The organism is Pseudomonadota bacterium, assembly GCA_034660915.1.
Taxonomy (GTDB): Bacteria; Desulfobacterota; Anaeroferrophillalia; order Anaeroferrophillales; family Anaeroferrophillaceae; genus DQWO01.
The window spans coordinates 28,732-49,679 of record JAYEKE010000032.1 but is presented as its reverse complement, the minus strand read 5'-3'; the positions used below and the strand labels follow the sequence as shown (position 1 = coordinate 49,679).

At 49.2% G+C, this 20,948-nt stretch carries 18 protein-coding genes; 10 read left to right on the top strand and 8 right to left on the bottom strand.

What is annotated here, in order from left to right:
- The 4 genes from U9P07_01905 to U9P07_01890 all read left to right on the top strand — a co-directional run.
- A partial coding sequence (locus U9P07_01905) for a 4Fe-4S binding protein (protein ID MEA2108160.1) occupies nt 1-209 on the top strand: 209 nt, incomplete at its 5' end.
- Between the two features lie 101 nt (nt 210-310).
- Nucleotides 311-655, top strand: coding sequence for a helix-turn-helix domain-containing protein (locus tag U9P07_01900; GenBank protein ID MEA2108159.1), 345 nt, complete (start codon nt 311-313; stop codon nt 653-655).
- Nucleotides 645-1,913, top strand: coding sequence for a HipA domain-containing protein (locus U9P07_01895; protein ID MEA2108158.1), 1,269 nt, complete (start codon nt 645-647; stop codon nt 1,911-1,913). The genes U9P07_01900 and U9P07_01895 overlap by 11 nt, the downstream gene beginning before the upstream one ends.
- A gap of 79 nt (nt 1,914-1,992) precedes the next feature.
- The gene (locus U9P07_01890; protein ID MEA2108157.1) at nt 1,993-4,848 is read left to right on the top strand and encodes a transporter substrate-binding domain-containing protein; all 2,856 of its coding nucleotides are present in this window, start codon (nt 1,993-1,995) and stop codon (nt 4,846-4,848) included.
- A 136-nt stretch (nt 4,849-4,984) separates the two neighbouring features.
- Here U9P07_01890 and U9P07_01885 read toward each other — a convergent pair whose 3' ends face one another.
- Nucleotides 4,985-5,782, bottom strand: a complete 798-nt coding sequence (locus U9P07_01885) for an exodeoxyribonuclease III (protein ID MEA2108156.1) — start codon at nt 5,780-5,782, stop codon at nt 4,985-4,987.
- Between the two features lie 1,274 nt (nt 5,783-7,056).
- Here U9P07_01885 and purF point away from each other — a divergent pair.
- From purF to U9P07_01855, 6 genes are all read left to right on the top strand, one after another.
- Nucleotides 7,057-8,427: an amidophosphoribosyltransferase gene (gene purF, locus U9P07_01880; protein ID MEA2108155.1), complete on the top strand. Its 1,371-nt coding sequence runs from the start codon at nt 7,057-7,059 to the stop codon at nt 8,425-8,427.
- On the top strand, nt 8,351-10,093 hold the full coding sequence (locus U9P07_01875) for an NAD+ synthase (protein ID MEA2108154.1): 1,743 nt from the start codon (nt 8,351-8,353) through the stop codon (nt 10,091-10,093). The genes purF and U9P07_01875 overlap by 77 nt, the downstream gene beginning before the upstream one ends.
- A 483-nt stretch (nt 10,094-10,576) precedes the next feature.
- On the top strand, nt 10,577-10,789 hold the full coding sequence (locus U9P07_01870) for a hypothetical protein (protein ID MEA2108153.1): 213 nt from the start codon (nt 10,577-10,579) through the stop codon (nt 10,787-10,789).
- 127 nt (nt 10,790-10,916) lie between these two features.
- On the top strand, nt 10,917-11,051 hold the full coding sequence (locus U9P07_01865) for an Rdx family protein (protein ID MEA2108152.1): 135 nt from the start codon (nt 10,917-10,919) through the stop codon (nt 11,049-11,051).
- 255 nt (nt 11,052-11,306) lie between these two features.
- On the top strand, nt 11,307-12,419 hold the full coding sequence (locus tag U9P07_01860) for a sensor domain-containing diguanylate cyclase (protein ID MEA2108151.1): 1,113 nt from the start codon (nt 11,307-11,309) through the stop codon (nt 12,417-12,419).
- A gap of 47 nt (nt 12,420-12,466) precedes the next feature.
- Nucleotides 12,467-12,640 (top strand): hypothetical protein, encoded by a 174-nt coding sequence (locus U9P07_01855; protein MEA2108150.1) that lies wholly within the window; start codon nt 12,467-12,469, stop codon nt 12,638-12,640.
- Nucleotides 12,641-12,814: 174 nt separating this feature from the next.
- Here the strand turns inward: U9P07_01855 and glk are convergent, their stop codons facing one another.
- From glk to U9P07_01820, 7 genes are all read right to left on the bottom strand, one after another.
- Nucleotides 12,815-13,810, bottom strand: a complete 996-nt coding sequence (gene glk, locus U9P07_01850) for a glucokinase (GenBank protein MEA2108149.1) — start codon at nt 13,808-13,810, stop codon at nt 12,815-12,817.
- On the bottom strand, nt 13,810-15,528 hold the full coding sequence (locus tag U9P07_01845) for a glucose-6-phosphate isomerase (GenBank protein ID MEA2108148.1): 1,719 nt from the start codon (nt 15,526-15,528) through the stop codon (nt 13,810-13,812). Before U9P07_01845 ends, glk begins: the two co-directional genes overlap by 1 nt.
- A 309-nt stretch (nt 15,529-15,837) precedes the next feature.
- Nucleotides 15,838-17,877 (bottom strand): transketolase, encoded by a 2,040-nt coding sequence (gene tkt, locus U9P07_01840; GenBank protein ID MEA2108147.1) that lies wholly within the window; start codon nt 17,875-17,877, stop codon nt 15,838-15,840.
- A gap of 201 nt (nt 17,878-18,078) precedes the next feature.
- Nucleotides 18,079-18,219 (bottom strand): hypothetical protein, encoded by a 141-nt coding sequence (locus U9P07_01835; GenBank protein ID MEA2108146.1) that lies wholly within the window; start codon nt 18,217-18,219, stop codon nt 18,079-18,081.
- Nucleotides 18,220-18,710: 491 nt separating this feature from the next.
- A complete protein-coding gene (locus U9P07_01830; protein ID MEA2108145.1) occupies nt 18,711-19,307 on the bottom strand; it encodes a cytochrome b/b6 domain-containing protein in 597 nt (198 codons plus the stop codon).
- Entirely contained in the window at nt 19,304-20,596 is a 1,293-nt protein-coding gene (locus U9P07_01825; protein ID MEA2108144.1) for a tetrathionate reductase family octaheme c-type cytochrome, read from the bottom strand. The genes U9P07_01830 and U9P07_01825 overlap by 4 nt, the downstream gene beginning before the upstream one ends.
- Before the next feature lie 9 nt (nt 20,597-20,605).
- Nucleotides 20,606-20,947, bottom strand: a complete 342-nt coding sequence (locus U9P07_01820) for a hypothetical protein (protein ID MEA2108143.1) — start codon at nt 20,945-20,947, stop codon at nt 20,606-20,608.
- Nucleotide 20,948: the final 1 nt, after the last annotated feature.

The following is a 20,948-nucleotide window of genomic DNA, read 5'->3' as shown; positions in this document are numbered from 1 at the left end:
AATGCATGTCCTGTGGACTTTGCCGTGACTGCGGCATCTGCGAGCAGACCTGCTACCAGGGAGCCATTTCCCGCCAGGAAACTGAAGATGGCGGCTATGAGTATGTGGTCAATGATGATCTTTGCATTGGCTGTGGTTTTTGTGCCGCCGTCTGCCCCTGCGGCATCTGGCAGATGTACCCGATGGAAGAGCGTTATAGCTCAGCTTAGGGTATAGTTGCTACATCGTAGCAAAGAAATATCCTTCTTGACAATCTAATATATGTTGCTTATTATAAACATAAAAAATATGTGAGATGATTATAAACAACATGGCACGCACTAGCAAAATATCAAAATCCCCACCAGCAGCAGTAGAGGATATCCTTAAACAACTAGGCCGAAACATCCGCACCGCCCGCCTGCGACGAAGACTTTCCATGAAAGAACTTGCTGAGCGTATTGGCATCTCACGATATGTCATGGCTGATATCGAGAACGGCAAACCCAGTACGGCAATAGCCGCTTACATGGGAGCTTTGTGGGTTCTCGACCTTCACCGGGATATGCGAGAAATTTCCGATCCGGACAACGATGAAGAAGGAAAGATTTTGGAACGGGTCAGAAGCCCGAAGACTGCGCCGAAACGACGAAAGGCCATGGACAATGACTTCTGAGCGAGAGTGTTACGTTTACATTGTTCTGCCTGGTACAACAAATTTTGTAACGGCAGGACGCTTCAACGTATCGCCAAATCGGGATGGTGAACCGGTTGGTCGCTTCATTTATGGGCGCAAGTATCTTGAACGCGGGGATGCAGTTGAACTTGACCCGGTAGAGCTGCACCTGCACAGCAGGGAATATGAAACTGCACGGATGGAGGGATTTTTTGGTGCAATACGCGATTCCATGCCTGATTACTGGGGAAGGTGTGTCATTGAACGAAATATAGGCCACACCAATCTCGAAGAATTTGATTATCTCATGTCCGCCCCGGACGACCATGCCGGCGCACTGGGGTTTGGACTAAACGTTCAATCTCAGCCAAAAACACACCGATATAACCGTATCCTTGATTTAGAGTCCATTCAAACCGTAGCCGATGCCATAGTTCGCGGCGAACCAAATATTGAGGGATCAACCGCCAGGCAAGTTGAAGGACTTTTGCAATACGGAACCTCACTGGGAGGAGCCAGGCCAAAAGCCGTAGTCGAGCATGGACAGGGCTTGTGGATTGCCAAGTTTGGCACGCTTGACGACCGTTGGAACCACCCCAAAGTCGAGCATGGAATGTTGAAACTTGCGAAAGCCTGCGGTCTTACTGTGGCTGAAAGCGATATTGCCAATGTCGGCGGGCGGGATGTCCTGCTGGTACGTCGTTTCGACCGTGAACGATCCGAGAACAGCTACCATCGCTATCGCATGGTCAGTGCGCTGACTCTTTTGCGAAGTGATGATTCCGTGTTCTCTCGGCAAGACTGGTCTTATGTACTTTTGGCAGATGAAATCAGGCGGGTGAGCAATAAACCGGAAGCTGATCTTCGCGAGCTGTTTCTTAGAATGTGTTTCAATGCGGCAGTGTCCAACCTGGACGACCACCCACGCAACCATGCAGTGTTGGCAAAGGATCAACACTGGAGATTAAGTCCCGCATTTGACCTGACCCCAACTCCCTTGATTTCGGTAGAAAGACGTAACCTTGCGATGTCTTGCGGCACCCAGGGCCGTTATGCCAATCGAGAAAATCTGATGAGCCGGCATGGACGTTTTCTGCTGTCCAGGGAAGACGCGGCAGAGCTGTTCAACAACATGATTGAAACAATTAAAAACAACTGGCGGCCAACCATGCGACAAGCCGGTGTTACCGAAGCCGACTGTGAAACAATATCTTCCTCTTTTTTGTACGAAGGGTTATTTTATCGAAAATCGCTGTGAAGCCCCGTCGTTCTGTCGTGAACAAAAGGAAAAAGGTAAAAAGTTACCAGAAGAAAAAAGATAAAAAGGGGGAAATATCATGAAAACTATTACAGCTTATTTTGCGACCAGGAAAAAATGGTTAACACTGCTAGTCATCTGCTTATTTCTTGCCTGGGTAAGCATCGCAACCGCCCAGCGGCTAACCTCGGCTGAACGACACTACCTCGACGAAACCAAAACGATCACTTTCGTCAGTCAAACTCATTATCCCCCTTTTGAGTTCATTTCCGGAAAAGGCGAGCGTACCGGTATGTGTATCGAACTGGCACGGTGGATAGCGACTGAATTCGGATTCAAAGCCCGCTTTGTGGATGCTGATTTTAAAGAAGCGCAGAAACTCATTCTGTTTGGGGAAGCGGATGTCCTCACCAGTTTTTTTTACAGTGACCAGCGCGATCTCAGTTTTGATTTCACCACCGTCATGTTTGAAGTACCGGCCTCAATCTTTGTGGTTGCCGAGCGCACGGATATCAATGGTCTGACAAGCTTACAGGGAAAAACTATTGCTATGCAAGCCGGGGATTACGCTCAGGAATATCTTGAAAGTAAGGGGATCAAGTGCCGTTATATCTATACCAAGAACTTTAAGGAAGCTACCGATCTAGTGGTTTCCGGCCAAGCAGATGTCCTCATCGGTGATGAGCCGATTGTCTATTATCATATTTATCAACATTCACTTGCCGAGAAGATTAAAAAAATTGGGGAACCCCTTTATGTCGGGCAAAACTGTATGGGAGTCAATGATGGCGACCGAGTGCTGCTCAGTATCATCAACAAAGGCATCTCCAACGCCAGGGAAAAGGGTATCTTAGACAAAATTGCTCGCAAGTGGCTGGGAGTCAAGGTCACTTCTCCTGCCTATCCTTGGCAGCGGTATTTACCTCATGTAATAACTATAGCTATTCTGCTGCTATTGGTCTTAATGCTTTTTTGGGCCTGGAATACCCGGCTCCGTCACCTGGTTGCCAAGCGCACCTCTGCCCTGTCCAGTTCCGAGAAGCTGCGGCATGCTATTCTGGATGCTTCGCCGGTGGGAATCGGTCTGCTTCGCAACCAACGAAAATTAGGATGGCATAACCGGACCATGACCCGCATGCTGGGCTACGAAGATGAAGAGCTGGAAGGGCAAGATATTACGGTCCTCTATGCCGACATGGACGAGGCGAGAGTGGTTGGCCGGAAATTGAAAAAGGCCATAGAACCAGGACCGGAGAGTTTCTCTCCCATTGAAACCCGCTGGCAACGAAAGGACGGCACGGTTTTCGACTGCCTTATCAAGTACGCACCACTGTCGCATGATGACGGTGGCGATGATCTGGCCATCGTAACGGCTACTGATATCAGCGACCGCAAAAAGGCTGCACAGACACTTAAAGATAGTGAGAGCCAGCTACGGGGCATCCTGGAAGCCAACCCGGATCCGATGATCGTCTATAATCACGAAGGCTGCCCAACATATCTAAACCCCGCCTTCACCCGGGTCTTTGGCTGGCAATTCGATGAACTTAAAGGACGACCAATCCCTTTTGTCCCCAACGATCAACAGCAGATAACCAAAGAGAAAATTGCTGATCTGTTTCGTAACGGTCAGTCTCTCGGTTTTGAAACCCGAAGATATACAAAGGAAGGCAATCTTCTGGAAGTGTTGGTGAGCGCGGCAACCATCAAGGACTCTTTTTCCGGACAGGTGAACGGGGTTGTGGTTAATATTACCGATCTAAGTACTACCAGACAGTTGGAAAAGCGATTGCGCCAGTCCGAAAAAATGGAGGTGATCGGCACCCTGGCGGGCGGCATCGCCCACGATTTCAACAATATACTGACCGCCATCATCGGCTATTCCGAACTGGGGCAGCAAAAGGCTGAACACGGTCAAGCAACCGTCAAGGAACATGAGCGAGTAATGGTGGCTGCCGAAAAAGCTGCAAATCTGGTAAAACAACTGCTGACCTTCAGCCGCAGGGCGGAACCAGAACGGAAGCTGCTTGATTTCAGGCAGGTGGTTGAAGAAGCAGTGACCATGATTAAGAGGGTTATTCCCAAGATGGTCAGCATCCACCTGTCGTTTGCCGAGGAATTGAATACTATAACGGCTGACGCGAACCAGATAAACCAGATTATTTTTAACCTATGCACAAATGCCAGCGATGCCATGCCCCAGGGCGGTGAAATTCATCTGGAAGTCAAGAATGTTCAGGTTGACCATGAACAATGCGCCGCTTGCGGCAAATTGTTCAGTGGGAAGTTCGTCCAGTTGCAAGTAACGGATTCCGGACAGGGAATGGACGAAGACACCCTGAAAAATATCTTTGATCCTTTTTTTACCACCAAGGAGGTGGGTAAAGGCACCGGCCTGGGGATGTCAACGGTGTTTGGCATCATGGAAGCCCATAACGGTCATATCACCTGTCGCAGCCAGATTCATCAAGGTACCACGTTCAGACTTTTTTTCCCATTATCGTCGGCTGCCGAAACACCCCCGGAAAAAATAATGGTTGCGGAAAAGGACATCTGGGAGGGTAATGAAACCATCCTGGTGGTGGACGATGAAGAATTTCTGCGAGAAATTGCCTCTGGAAGCTTGATTCAATTCGGCTATAAACCCATTCTCGCCGCCAGTGGCGAAGAAGCCCTGGAAACATACCGTCACCAAAGGGCTGCAATCAGCCTGGTCGTCCTTGATATAAGCATGCCCGGCATGGGCGGATTCAAATGCCTGACTGCCTTACGAGAACTCAACCCGGAGGTAAAGGTTGTTATGGCCAGCGGCTATTTTTCTGACAAGCTGCAAAAAGATCCTTTACGGATGGGGGCCAGGGATTACCTCAATAAGCCCTATACCGCCACCCAGTTAGCCCAAAAGATCCGCACTGTACTGGATGACTTTAGCTGATGCTCTGCTTTAATCACAGCAGTCAGCGGCAAACCCTGGACTATCTGTGTGTGCAACCGTAAGAAGTTAAAAATATTTACCTGAATGATTAGTTGTGAATCACAACATGAAGGACACTCCCGAAGAGGAGCTTTTTCTATTCTTGCAGCTTGTCCACCTCCATCATCACCGGGCAATGATCACTACCCATCTGCTCCCCCAGATAGGCAATTTTTCGCACCCGGGGAAAGAAATCCCGGTCGGCGAAAAAATAGTCAAGGCGCCAACCGACATTCCGCGACCTTGCCGCTGAGCGAAAACTCCACCAGGAATAGACATCACCTTTATCAGGGTAGGTTTGGCGCCAGACATCGATCCAACCATTATCAATCCAGGCTGATATCCGTTTTCTCTCCTCGGGATGGTAGCCGATCTTGCCGTCATTCTCTTTGGGCCGGGCAATATCTATGGCTTCATGGCAGCAGTTGACGTCGCCGGCAAAAATGACGTTGTCTCCGTTCGCACGCAAACCGTTGATGTAGGCCAAAAAATCTTCATAAAACGTCAACTTTCCCTGCCAGGCTGCATCCGACTTACCACCATTAGGAAAATAAACCCCGAAAATATGATTGTTGCCAATTTTCACCTGGGCCACCCGGCCTTCATCATCATCAAAATCAGGCATGCCGGTTAAAAATTCCGGTTCAGAAAACCGATTTTTCTTTACCCATATGCCAGTGCCGGCATAACCGGATTTTTTCGCCGGATGGTAGAACTGCTGATATTCCGGGTGAGCCGTCAACTCCCGGGATAGCTGCTCAGGGCGGGCTTTAATTTCCTGCAGAAGAAAAATATCCGGCTCATAGCGTTCTAAAAAACTGGACATCTCACCTTTTTTTTCCACCGCCCGGATGCCATTGACATTCCAGGAAACCATTCTGATATTCTGATTCATGCTCTACCGCTCCTGAGGTAAATATTCGATTACTAATGGAAAAGAGATGACTCTCACAAAGTCACAAAGACACGGGGAAAACCAAACTTCTGTTACTTATCTCCGTGGCTCTGTGTCTCCGTGAGAAAAAACAATCGGGTAACCAAGACTGCAAAAAAAGTTCGTGGGAACTGGACCTCAATTATTGATGGGTTTTCAATAATTAGGTATCCTGTCCCCACAATTGCACTGATCTTCCGGACCATAATAATAGGCGCGAGGTCTTTTTATTTCTTTTATAACTGAATGCTTTTTCGAAGATAATAGCCGAATGGCATATTTCCTTGAATAGCCTGTGGAGGCAACAAATTCATCAAGGATGATTTTTTTCTGATTGCGGGTTGCTTCCCGATATCGCGGAATGATTTGTATCAATAATTCTCTTCTTGTTCTAAAACTCATTGCCAGCCTCATTTTGCACCCTCCACCCATTCTTTTAAAATAAGTATTGGGTTACATTTTACATGAGGCAAGTACTTTATCAAGGTATGGTTTTACGTGAGGCAATGCGCTCTTATCTTCGCTTACGAGGCTCAATCCCTTCAACCTTACGGCTTACGGCCTATCGTCTTGCTATCCTACGCTTAATCTCAGAAATTACTCTCCTCGATCCAAGGACTCGCTACCCAGTGGCTGGCCAGCCTTCTGGAGCAGGACTCGCACCCGCTAGAGTATACGACCTATGCCCGGCCGCACTAAATATTCGATTACTAATGGAAAAGAGATGACTCTCACAAAGTCACAAAGACACGGGGAAAACCAAACTTCTGTTACTTATCTCCGTGGCTCTGTGTCTCCGTGAGAAAAAACAATCAAGTAAACAAGACTGTATATAGTCTAACGCAGGCTACGCCCACAACCCAGATTTTATTTTACCATGAAGACATGAAGTGTTGTGTTGTAAAGAATCTTCATGAACTTCATGCCTTCATGGTGAAATCATTCATATTGCCAAAAAAGATAAAAAACTCACGGCAGCACAAAGATGCAATCTTTTTTTCTTCGTGTTCTTCGTGTTCTCCAGTGAGCGTAGCGAATGGGTGGTTAAAAAGAATTTCTTGTTTTTTTTTGACAGGTTTTCAGGAATAAGTTACTACTAAACCCTGCACCCTGCACCTTATACCCTGCACCTTTAATAGTTGAATTGCATCGTCAATACTGTTATAAAGCCCATCTTAGCGCTTCTTGTTTTTCAGCCTGACTGGTCCTTTTTTCTCATTCCAAGGGAAGATAAAATGTGTGGTATTATCGGGATTTCCAACCATCCTGAGGCCAGCAATCTGGCCTATCTGGGACTTTATGCCATGCAGCACCGGGGGCAGGAAAGCGCCGGCATCATTGCCACAGACGGTGAACAGTATACCATTCATAAAGGCATGGGACTGGTTGCTGACATTTTTTCTGAAGAAAACATAGCAAAACTTTCCGGCACCCTGGCAATTGGTCATGTTCGCTACTCCACCACCGGGTCAAGCAGTATGGAAAATGTCCAGCCGTTCATGATCAACTTCTCCCTCGGCACCCTTGCTATTGCCCATAACGGCAACCTGGTAAATGCCGAGGAGATTAAGCGTGAGCTGGTCAATAATGGCTCCATATTCCAGTCCTCGATGGATTCCGAAGTCATCATGCATCTGATTGCCTGTTCCCGGGAGTCAGAACTTATAGGACGGATTGCTGATTCTCTGAAGCAGGTAAAAGGAGCTTATTCTCTCCTGTTCATGAATGAAAACCAATTGATTGCCGCCCGGGATCCACGGGCTGTACGTCCATTGGTTCTGGGAAAGCTGAAAGACAGCTACATTGTCGCCTCGGAAACCTGTGCCTTTGATCTGCTGGAAGCGGAATTTATCCGCGAGATTGAACCGGGAGAAATTCTGGCCATTTCAAAAAAGGGGATCAAATCCTACTTCCCCTTTCCCGCCAAAAAAATGGCCCACTGTATTTTTGAATATATTTATTTTGCCCGCCCCGACAGTATCATGTTCGGGGAAACGGTCTATGATGTCCGTATCCGCCTGGGTCGCCAGCTGGCAAGAGAGCACCCGGTAAAAGCGGATATGGTCATTCCAATTCCTGATTCCGGCACCCCGGCGGCTCTGGGTTATGCCAAGGAAAGCGGTATTCCCTGGGAACTGGGACTGATCAGGAATCATTATGTGGGCAGAACATTTATTGAACCCCAGAATTCCATCCGCCACTTCGGCGTCAAGATAAAGCTGAATGCCATAAAAAGCGTCATTAAGGATAAACGGGTGGTGGTCATAGATGACTCCATCGTCCGGGGAACCACATCCAGGAAGATCATTAAAATGATCCGCGCTGCCGGCGCCCGAGAAGTCCATGTGCGCATCAGTTCCCCACCTACCGACTATCCCTGCTATTACGGGATCGACACCCCAACCAGAAATGAGCTTATCGCCTCCAGCCATACGGTGGAGGATATCCGGAAATACATTACCGCCGACAGCCTCGGATACATCAGCAGCAACGGATTGAAACAGGTAATTAGCGGCCAGGATTGTTTCTGTGACGCCTGTTTTACCGGTAATTATCCCATCACTTTCCCGGCCATTGAACAGGCCAGCCAACCGGCCCTTTTCTAAGCCAATGAATATTGCCATTGCCCAGCTCAATCCAATAGTGGGGGATATTGAGGGAAACATTGCCCGGCTGAAACAGGTATTGGAAAAGCTGATTTTTGAGCAGCCGGATTTGACAGTGTTCCCGGAACTTTATCTTACCGGCTATCCACCCCGGGATCTGCTTGATCGTCCGGCATTCATCAGCGAAGCCGAAAAAGGCCTGGAGAAAATCTGCCTGTTTTCCAAAAGCTTCCCTGACATGGGCCTGCTGCTGGGCACCGTCGTCCGGGAGCTGGATGCCGGAAGGCCGAAGCTTTTCAATGCTGCCGTACTACTGCAAAACGGGAAGGTTCTCTTTACCCAGAAAAAATCTCTGCTGCCGGTTTATGACGTTTTTGATGAGCGCCGCTATTTTATCCCCGCAACGGAAGTGCTGATTTATGAATTCAAGGGCGAACGGCTGGGAATTTCTATCTGTGAAGATGCCTGGAACGACCCGGAAATACAGGAATCCCCATCGTATGCCCTGGACCCCATTGACCTGCTGGCAAAACAGCGGGCAACCCTGATGATTAACATTTCCGCTTCACCCTATCAGGTGGGCAAAGACCGGCTGCGCCATGAGATCATTCGTTACCATGCCCGGAAGCACCAGCTGCCTTTCATTCTGGTCAACCAGGTGGGGGGTAATGATGAACTGATCTTTGACGGCCATAGTTTTACGGTTAACAGGGCCGGTGAAGTAACCATGGCCGCCGGGGGCTTCGCTGAGGAGGTAAAATGCGTTAACCTGGCGGAAATTGCGGCTGGCAGCAGCGCTGTGGCATCATCATCGACAGCCGATGATGAACTGAAAAAAATTCACCAGGCCCTGGTTCTCGGAGTAAAGGATTATTGTCGAAAATGCGGGTTCCGACAGGCCATTGTCGGGCTTTCAGGCGGCATTGATTCGGCCCTGGTCTGCTGTCTGGCCGTGGAAGCCCTGGGGCGGAAAAACGTCTGGGGAATCGGCATGCCCTCTCCCTATTCTTCCGCCGGCAGCATCAGTGATGCCGGGAAACTGGCTGAAAACCTGGGCATCAGGTTTGACCTCATACCCATTAGAAAACTCTATGAAAGCTATTTGAATTCACTCTCCCCTTTATTTGCCGACCGGGCTGCTGATGTCACTGAAGAAAACCTCCAGGCGCGCATCAGGGGGACCCTGCTGATGGCCCTGTCCAACAAGTTCGGTCATCTGCTGCTGACCACCGGCAACAAAAGTGAACTGGCCGTAGGCTACTGCACCCTTTACGGCGACATGTGCGGCGGGCTGGGGGTTATTTCGGACCTGCCAAAAACTTTAGTATACCAACTGGCCGAACAGCTTAATGAATCCCGGGAGATTATTCCCCGGGAGATTATCAGCAAAGCTCCTTCGGCTGAATTACGGCCTGACCAGAAAGATCAGGATACCCTGCCGCCCTATGATATTCTTGACCAGGTATTGGCATATATTATAGATCAGGGATTATCTGCGGCTGACATCATCGCTGAAGGATTTGAGCCGGAAAATGTTCAATGGGTTGCCCGGGCGGTAAGACGCAACGAATACAAACGACGGCAGGCGGCTCCGGGGCTGAAAATCACCAGCAAGGCTTTCGGCATGGGACGGCGGATGCCGATCGCCGCCCGCTATAATATTTGACTAAATTAAGCGATTAGCTTTCAGCAGTTAGCTGTTAGCTCAATAATTACAATATGTTTAATATCGCCAACCTTCATCCGTTGGATGTTGTTGCTAATGTAAATATTCGGGCACGTTTTCAAAAAAGCAATAATACTTTCACAGAGGTATAGAAAAACCAGTTATTTGCTCTCTGTGACTCCGCGTCAGCCTAATTTTTTTGTCTCGCCCCCGTTCGCTTCACTCACTCAAGACGCAAAGGCGCAATGAAAAACGACAGACGATATAGCAAATTGAACTCTTCGCGGTCTTTGCGGCTTGGCGCGAGAATTAAAAAAATTGACTGATATTAGGTCCAAGAATTTACCAATTTATAAACAAAGTCAAATGCTTACTTGCTAATCAACGTAAATCCCTGATTTTTAAAAGCTAATTGCTAATGGCTAACCGCTAATAGCTCAGCACAGGTTTGCTATAAACTGTTCTTAGAAAAGGAGGCATACCATGGAAAACCAGAATGTTAAACGCTATACCCTGGAAGAAGAGCTGGTTCTCAGCTACAATGAGCGCGGCTGGGTTTTGCTGCGCAATGGGGAAGAACCGATTGGTTCTGATTTACATCAGGAAAACCTTAAAGTGCCATATAAGGAACATAAATCTCTGCTTGATTATATCAAGGAAATCATCAGTAAAGGATTGGAAGATACCGTCCATTAATGGTGAAGGCTGTCTTAAATCTCTGGAGGAAGCCATGCACATTACAATCGAATACTGTGGAGAGTGAAACTATCGGGCACGAGCCGCCAGGCTGGCGGAAAAAATTTAGGGTTTCACAGGAAGCACTGTGCAGTTACTCAAATCCGGTGGCGGGGGTTTTGAAGTTACCGTCGATGACCAGCTGATTTATTCGAAAAAGGCTACCGGAATTTTCCCCAAGGAAGAGGATATTATCACTATGCTGAAAAATAAAGAGGATTAAAGGCTGCATGCTGGCTCACAACATCCTTCCTGAATTTTAATTCACTTTTCACAACATAATAACGATTTTGCAACTACCCTGATAATGGGCAACCACAGGGGGTTGCCCATTATCAGGGTGGCCACAGGGGGCCACCCCTACGGTCATGGTATCTTTCATGCATGAACTTTTACCACATTCTACAGCAACAAAACAGGTATCTCTTCCCCAACTCTCATTACAACCGAAAAACATAAGGCCAACGGTTCTACTGCTATGACCAGCAATATCCTCAAAGAGAATCAACGGTTACGACAGCAGATGCAGAACTTACTGCAGCAGGCCAATAAAAATGAGGAAAAAAAGCAGCGGTTTGATAAACTTGAACTTCGCCTGATTGGCGCCGAATCTTTTGCTGAGCTCTTTTCCCTGCTTATTAATGATTACCGTTCTATTTTCAAGCTTGACTGTATATCTCTGGCCCTGACTGATCAAAAAAATGAACTGCAACTTTTGATCAGAAACGTTGAGCCCCCCGGCAGTAACTACAGAGAGCTTATTTTTCTCCCTGACCCGGAAATTATCAAACAGCTGTTCCCCACCCCCATGGGACCCTTGTTGGGACCTTATCAAGACCAGCAACATCACATCCTGTTCCCCGGATATTCCCAGAAGCCGGCGTCGGTCGCTTTACTGCCCTTAAAAAGACGGGAAGTAATGATCGGCAGTCTCAACCTCGGCAGTTTTCTGCCAACACGCTATACGGATGATGGACATACCGACTTCCTCACCCATCTGGGCTCAGTTGTTTCCATGTGCCTGGAAAACACCCTGAACCATGAGCGACTGAAAAGAGTGGCTTTGACAGACCCTTTAACCGGAATTTTTAACCGTAGATTTTTTGACCGCCGGATCGCTGATGAGGTTTCCAGAACTCACCGCTATGGCCAACCGTTAACCTGTTTGTTTTTTGATCTTGATCACTTTAAAAATATCAATGATCAACTCGGGCATCAAACCGGAGACCAGGTCCTGCAAAAAATTGCCGGCATCATCAATTCCCACCTGCGCCGAAGCGATATCTTTGCCCGTTATGGCGGTGAGGAGTTTGTGGTCCTGCTTCCCCATACAACCTGCAGTGCCGGCCGGGAAATTGCTGAACGCATCAGAAAAAATATTGCCGGACATAATTTCGAACTGCCCGACAGAAAAATAAACAAAATAACTATCTCCATCGGGGTGGCCGCCTTGTTGCCGGAGATGTCAGGAAAGAAGGGGACAACCGGACCTGAACAACTGATCAAGACCGCCGACCAAGCCCTCCTGCAGGCTAAGGAGAATGGACGAAACCAGGTTGTCTGTGCGGGGAATTTAACTATACGAACCTAATGCAAACTACGCCCGCATCCCAAATTAAGGTATCAGGATGTTCCGGCATGGCTCTCGCTCATTCTCGCCGGCCGTCCATGGCCTGCCTGTGCGTGCCGCACGCAGACAGGCCGGCTATGGGGGACACCGCTAAAGCAATGTCCCCGGGCGTCCGCCGCGAATCACCTCGTGTGATTCGTTCGGCGGCCAATACTGCCTGCCTGTCGGCAGACAGGCTATGAGCCAAGCCCGAACATCCTGAATGTGTTCCCGAGCCTTGCATAAGTTTCTTCATCGGAACCTTTGCCTAACGGCAAAGAACCCGTGAAGCACTTAACAATTTCTTGTTTTTTTGGACAGACTTTCAGGAGTAAGACACTAATCGCTTAATTTAGGTAGCTATTAAAAAACAGGAATCAGGTCACCAAATTTGTAAAAGCGCAATGGGCCGCCCCCAGCAGGGCAGCCTGGTCATTGAGAATGACCGATACCGGAAAACGGGGCATAATATCGCTTAAACGCCCTTTGTCGTTGAAAGCTTCAATAAAACGTGGTTCACGAAGTTTGGCCAGGATTTTTGGCGGGATACCACCACCCAGGAAAAGGCCGCCATGGGTCATGCCAACAAGAGCCAAATCACCCGCCGCGGCTCCCATAATCGCTATAAACTTTTCCAGAGCGGCACTGCAAAGGGGGACAACTTCTTTCAATCCCTGCTCGGCAATGAGCCGGGGGGCATTCTCCGGATTCAGTTGTTCCGCCAACCATGCCGGTTCATCATAACGACCGCTATCCCGCAACCAGCAATAGATATTATACAGACCGGGTCCGGAAATTAATCGTTCCAGACTCACATGGCCGTACTGCTCCGCCAGGGCCTGCCACAACTCAAGGTCATCATCTTCCTGCGGGGCAAACCCCACATGACCACCTTCGGATGACACCGGCACATAGTTGCCGTCACAAGCAATTAAAAGTGCGGTCCCCAGACCGGTCCCGGGAGCCATAAGACCAATATTAAGACCAGGCCAACCCGAACCGCGCTGCAAAGGAAACAGCTCATTTTTACGCAATAACGGCACCGCGTAGGCGGTCGCCACCAGATCGTTCACCAACCTGATCCGCGGCCAACTGAATATTCGGGAAAAACTATCTTCGGATACCTTCCATGGCAGGTTAGTGGCCTTGACCCTCCCTTTGACCACCGCCCCGGCAACACCAAGACAAACAGCCCCAATGGAAATCCGGTGCCGGCCGAGGAAATCAGCAATAATCTCTTCCAGCCCCTCGAATTTACTGCTGCTATAGGTTGCTTTGTAGCGCAGCAGAGGTCTGTTGGTTTTACCTCTGGCAAATATCCCCAGACGGGTTTTAGTCCCACCGATGTCACCAGCCAGGATAAAATCAGCCATCAGCCGGCTTCCACCAGTGAAATCAGACGGTTCAGCCCGCCTTCCAGAGAACCGCTAAGGTGTATCCGCAACAGGCGACGACCATTTTCCACCAACGCCTGAAAATCTCCCTGGGCCTGGGCGGCGATGAGGGTTCCAAAGCTGTAAGGTTCACCAGGAATAGGAATATCCTGATCAGGATCAGCCGTAAGCTGGAGAAAAACGCCCTGGTTATCGTCCCCTTTATGGAGCTGTCCGGTCGAATGGAGAAATCTGGGGCCATAGCCAAGGGTCGTTACCACCCGACAGCGCTGCCTGAGTAGCAGCCGCAACCGTTGCAACAGTACATCATTTTTCTTCCTCATGGGCAGGTATGCCATGAGCACCAGGTAATCACCGGGTTTAACCAACTGTAAAAATTGCTGCAGATATTCACTGCTTGATCGGGACGGTTGCGGCAACGGCTGCCCGGATAACGTCAGTTGGCCATCCTGGATCAGCGGCGTGGAAACCGGCAATTCCCCCGTCCTTTTGCTGGTCTCCATCAGTTCCCGGGCTTTTATCTTTGCCGCTTCAACATTGGGCTGATTGAACGGATTGATTTCCAGTACGGCACCGGCGGCCGCCGTGGCCACTTCCCAGCGATAAAACTCCTGGGCGAGATCCATAATCCGTTCTATATTTATGACAACTACCGGGAACCCTGCAGCCTTCAATTTTTCAATCCCTGACTCCAGGGATAACGGCAGATCGCCGGCCAATTGCAGGGAAACAAAACAGCAATCCTGGCCATAAGCAGCCGGCGTCAACAGCGGTTCACCGACCACCGGCAGAATACCCCGGCCGAGCTTGCCGGTACTTTCCGCCACCAGCTGTTCAATCCAGACCCCGAAATGTTCCAGTTTTGGCGTTGAAAGAAACACCACTTTGTTGCGACCAGCCAGGGCCAGCTCACCCAGAACCGCCCCCAGAACTAGCGCCGGGTTTTCAGCTGCCGGCACCCCGGGACCGGTGGCCGCCTCCATTTGTGCCGCCTGCTTGAGAAATTCTGCCAGATCAATTCCGATCAGGGCTGCCGGCAACAGGCCGAAATAAGTCAGCACCGAATAACGACCACCCACATCAGCTGGTGAAGAGAAAATCCGGCGAAACTGCTGTTCCCGGGCCATCAGCTCTAACTTGGAACCAGGATCAGTAATGGCAACAAAATGGTCGCCGGGATTTCTCAACTCTCCGGCTACCCGATGGAAAAAATATTTATAAAAAGAGAGGGTTTCGATGGTCCCGCCGGATTTACTGGATACCAGAAAAAGGGTTTTTGCCAAGTCAATGGAACTGTCCAGGACGCTGATAACATCCGGATGGGTGCTGTCCAATACCCGCAGGACGGGAAATCCGGGAACATTAGCAAAAATCGTCATCAGAACTTCTGGCGCCAGGCTGCTGCCCCCCATGCCCAGAAGCACAACGTCAGTCACACCGGCGGCCCTGATTTCCGCGGCAAAATCGGCCAGTTCTCCGGCTTCAGCCGCCATGGATTCAGGTAAATCAAGCCAGCCCAAGCGATCAGCCAGTTCCGGCGTCGCGGCCGCCAGATTCGGATCAGAAATCCAGAGAGTTCCATCATGCTGCCACAAACGCTCGGAGAACCTGGCATTTTCCCAGGTTTCCAATCTCGCGACCACCCGATCATTATAAGAACCGAGAAAAGTTAACTGCTGGTTAAGCTGGGTACTCATAAGTCCACCCTCCAGGAAGAGACCATTAAATTAGCGTTTCACACTGCCTTCGGCAGCAGTTTATCATAAAGAAACGTAATCATTCAGCGTAATTTTTTTGTCTCGCGCCCGTTCGCTTTGCTCATTCAAGACGCAAAGAGCGCAAAGAAAAATGACTGACGATATGGCAAGTTGAACTCTTCGCGGTCTTTGCGGCTTTGCGAGAAAATTAAACAAATTGACTGAACAGTTACAAAGAAACCTAAATTTACCGGTAAAATTGGTCAAATCATGCAAAAAGCTGGGTCTAATAAATTCAATAACTTAGCGTTAAGTTACTTGGAAGCGTGCCGCCAGTACTTTCTTAACAATCTGGTCGGCAGTCAGGCCAAATTCTTTATAAAGTACCTGGTAAGGTGCTGAAGCGCCGAAATGATCGATACCAATGGCGATCCCTTTATCCCCCACATAACGATGCCAACCCTGGGTTGCGCCGGCTTCAATGCTAACTCGGATTGGAATTGATGATGGCAGAATACTTTCACGATAGGCCGCCGGTTGTTGATCAAACAATTCCCAGGAGGGTATACTGATCACCCGGGAAGAAATACCCTGCTGCCCAAGTAATTTACCGGCCTCCAGGGCCAGGGAAACTTCCGAACCGGTTGCCAGAAGAATAATCTCCGTCTGGTCGGTAGCCGGACCACTGACAATATAGGCACCCCGGGCAACACCCTCATAAACAAAATTCCGCTCCAGTGACATGGTTGGCACATTCTGCCGGGTCAGGATCAGGGCCGTAGGACCGCTTCGCTGCTGTAAAGCAACTTGCCAGGCCGCCGCCGTTTCATTGGCATCGGCCGGCCGGATAACCGTTAACCCGGGAATGGCTCTCAATGCGGCCAGATGTTCGATGGGCTGATGGGTGGGGCCATCCTCACCCAAGCCAATACTGTCATGGGTGAAAACATAGATAACCTGCCGGGCCATCATCGCGGCCAGGCGAATTGCCGGTTTCATATAGTCGGAAAAAACCAGAAAAGTGCCGCCATAGGGGATGGTGCCGCCATGCAGGGACATACCGTTCAACATCGCCCCCATTCCATGTTCCCTGACCCCGAAATGAATATTGCGGCCATCATACTGACCGGCGGCAAAATCGGCAGAGTTACTGATCGTGGTCTTATTGGAAGGCGCAAGATCGGCAGACCCCCCAAAGAGCGCCGGCATGCTGGGAGCCAGGGAGTTAATAACCTTGCCGGAAGCAGCCCGGGTGGCCATGCCTTTGACGTCAACCGGAAAATCGGGAAGATTGTTTTCCCAATCTGCCGGAAGATCCCTGTTTGCCATCGATTCCCACTGTCCGGCTAGATCCGGATATTCTTTTCCATACTGATCCAGCAGCTGATGCCAGGCCTGCTCTTTTTCTGCTCCCTGCCGGCAGGCCCGCGGGAAATGTTTTCGCACCTCTTCCGGCACATAGAATGTCCGATCGAAAGGCCAAGCAAGGTTTTCCCTGGTCAATTTGATTTCATCAATCCCCAGAGGTTCACCGTGAGCACTGGCGGTATCCTGTTTATGGGGACTGCCATAGCCTATATGGGTGCGGATGGCAATCAGAGATGGTCGACGGTCATCATCATGGGCGCTCCGGATGGCGGCGGCAATAGCTTCCAGATCATTACCGTCTTCCACCACCAGGGTCTGCCAGCCATAGGCATTAAAGCGGGTCACCCGATCCTCGGTAAACGCCAGCTCGGTGCTGCCTTCAATGGAGATATGGTTGTCATCGTAGAGACAAATAAGCTTTCCCAGTTTCAGGGTTCCGGCCAGAGACGCGGTTTCATGGGAAATCCCCTCCATTAAATCACCGTCACCAACAATAACATAAGTAGAATGATCAACCAGGGGAAATCCCGGCCGGTTAAACCGGCTGGCCAGATGTCGCTCGGCCATCGCCATGCCTACTCCGGAAGCCAATCCCTGCCCCAGGGGGCCGGTGGTCATTTCCACTCCGGGGGTATGGCCGAATTCCGGATGGCCGGGGGTTTTGCTGCCCCATTGGCGGAAATTCTCCAAATCATCCAGGGAAATATCATAGCCACTCAGATGCAGCAGGGCATAAAGCAACATGGAGCCATGGCCGGCCGAAAGGATAAAACGGTCACGATTAGGCCATTTCGGGTTTGCCGGATTATGATTGAGAAATTGCTGCCAGAGGACATACGCCATGGGCGCCGCTCCCATGGGCATTCCCGGATGACCGGAATTAGCTTTCTGGATGGCATCAACTGCCAGCATCCGGATGGTATTGATAGATTCCTGCGCTATCTGCATTCCTTGTTCGTCCATAACTGTCAAAACCTCCATCTGAGTTTCGCCCTGCTTCGCAATGGGACAGAATTAAATTCTGTCCCCATATCGAGTTCAGTGGAACTAGTTTCCATCCGGAAACTGATGTTTCCGGATGAACACGAACTATATAACATCGAGGGGTTATTCCGCAATGACAATCTCTCCATATTAAGGATATCACCTCAACTTTCTGACTTGTGTTGCCAGGAGACATTATCAGGATATTTGGGCTTGGCTCACAGCCGTGTCTGCCGACAGGCAGGCGGCATTGACCGCCGAACGAATCACCACGACGGTGATTCGCGGCGGGCACCTCGGAGCTGCACACGATGTGCAGCGAGAATGAGCGAGAGCCATGCCGGAACATCCTTAAAAACAAATTTTTTCAAGCTGTTTTCATAACTCATACAGTTGACATATTACTAAAACCTAAACTGAGCGATTAGCCTTTAGCGGTTAGCTATTAGTTTAATGATTACAGGATGTTTTACTATTACAAACGTAAACATTCGACTACGTTTTCAGAAAAGATAAAAATACTCTCACAGAGGCACAAAGTCACAGAGAACCCGAGTCATTTGCCCTCTGTGACTCCGTGTCTCTGTGAGAAATAATAAAAATTTGTCAATCTATAGACAAAGTCGAATATTTACTTACAAACTTTCACCCGTTGGGTGTTATTTCTCATTAACGTAACGCCTTTATTTTTCAGGGCTAAACGCTGATAGTTAACAGCTAATCGCTTAACTTAGGTAAAACAAAAAAGCCGGCAGCTCTTTCAGCAAATCGCCAAAATCACCACCGGCCAAAAATATATTTTCACAGCAACCGTAGACCTTTGGTATTTTTCAGTCCTCAGCTTCCTCCCAGCCAGTCAGCATGGCCTTGGTATAGGATAGAACGGTACCGCCCGTGGTTGATAAATAGGTGTGAATAACAAGGAAAGCTAAAACCATGAATGCAGCCGCGGTATGTACCACAGCCGCGGTCTCAAGGTTGCCGCTTAAACCGAAAGCCGGCCATTGATTATAGTAGTAATACCAAAGACCACTGAGCAGTTGCAGCGGCATGATAAAAATTTTCAAAGCCAGGTAGGAAAGCCGTTGCAGAGGATTCAGCTTCTGCTCCCTGGTTTTGCAATGAGGATGAGGCTCTCCCTTGAAAATATCGCAGACATAGTATCTGGCTATTGTATCCAGATTTTTTAAGGTGGGAATATATTGTTTCCACTCCCCGGTGGTCGCATGCCAGAAGATGGCAAAGATAGTGAGGATAAGTAAAGCCCAGCCGCAGAAAAGATGGACCTGGTGCGCTTTAGCAAACCCCAGCAGTTTCAGCGATCCGTGAATTTCAAAGCCGGTTATCAACAGCATGATGACCAGGAAAGCCTGCAGCCAGTGCCAGAGCCTTTCAAAACGCGCGTACATTTGAATTTTCATCTTCATTTTATCTGCTCCTTTTTCTGCTTATTCCGGCTATATATCCTTATCACCGCATGGATAATCGTTCCGACCAGAGTCAGCAGGATCATAATCCAACCAAGGGTATCCAGCCAATCCGATTTATCCCGTCCCGGCAGGTAGAAACCGGCCAAAGCGGCCAGGCGACCATTACGGCGGTGACATTCATCACACGTGAGGGATTCTTCCTTTGGGGCCACCATATGGGTGATGGGCCAGAACATTTTGGTTTCCACAAACCCGATTTTGCCGCTGTATGGTTCCCCGGCTTCCCGCATGCCGGCGACAACCGCTTTATCCCAGTCATATTCGGCCCAGTAAGCCCCGCTGCCCTTCTTGCCGAAAAGCTTGGGAATCACCAGCGTTTTTGCGGCGGGATCATAGACCTGTTTACCCCGATATATCTTAAAGGGGAAAATCCGGGATTTTGGATCATCATAACTGCCTTCAAGCCGGTTCAGGGATACCGGCTGACGATCATCAAAGGTATCCGCCAGGCTGAGATAATCCATCTTGCCATTATACCAGGCATAGTCGGGCTTTACATCTTTGGCCCAGCTCATATCGCCTTTCTTGGTATGATAAGCTATGGTTCCGTTGGCTGCCCGTTTGACAATCATCTTACCATTTTCATCAAACTGACCGGCGGTAGACCAATCCCACCACATCTTGGTATATACCCCTCCCCGGGCATAGCGGGGAATATGGCAGGCCTGGCAGGCAACTTTGTCGGTATGGTCATTGAGTTTACTGTCTTTATGGGGCGAAGGGCTGTGACAGGATTCACAGGAAATACGGTTACCATAATCTTTTGGCAACGCCAGTTCATGGACCACCGGGGCCGGATCAGAGTAATACCGGCCGACTATATGGTGATTCACGGTTGTATGACAAGTCGTACAGGAAAAATTGGGACCCTTGACAGCCATATGGACATCCAGCTTTTTATCGGGGCTGAACAGGGATGAATCCAGATCACCATGTTTCACTCCATCGGTTCCCCCGCCATAGAAATGACAGACACCACAATTTTTCCGGCTGGGCAAACCCACATTCTGAGCAACCTCAGCTAACTTTACCGGCTTAAAAATCTTTTTTCCGAACTTTTTTTCTTCATAGGCCGGATGGCCGCAATCAGTTGGAAATTTTTTGTAAGTTCCGGTGCTATCATGACAAACGAGACAATCGACATTGACTTCAGAAGTAAAATCAAAATTTTCATCCTTCCAGCCATAACCAGCGTGACAGCTGGTGCACCTGCACCAGTTAGAAATCGGGGTAATTCAGAAGCTGTTGAGGGTATAGGCTTTCCCCATTTTATTTAACTGCCCTTTTTTGTTCTTGCTCCAGGTCCAATGGATGGTATCATGAACCTGTTTGGCCGCCTCGGTATGACAGGTAAGGCAGGCTTTGGTAACCTCCGGTCCCCGGTTAAACCCCTCTTTTAGCTGCTTGAATTTCCGATGATCCGCAGTCGGTTGGACCATAATTTTTTTGCCGGTGACCGCCTCTTTCTCTGGCGCCACCCCGTAAGCAGCCGGGCATGGCAGGCCGTGTCTGCCGACAGGCAGGCTGAAAACGAATACCAGAACCATAGCGACAATTAACTTTAGACAAATTTTCATT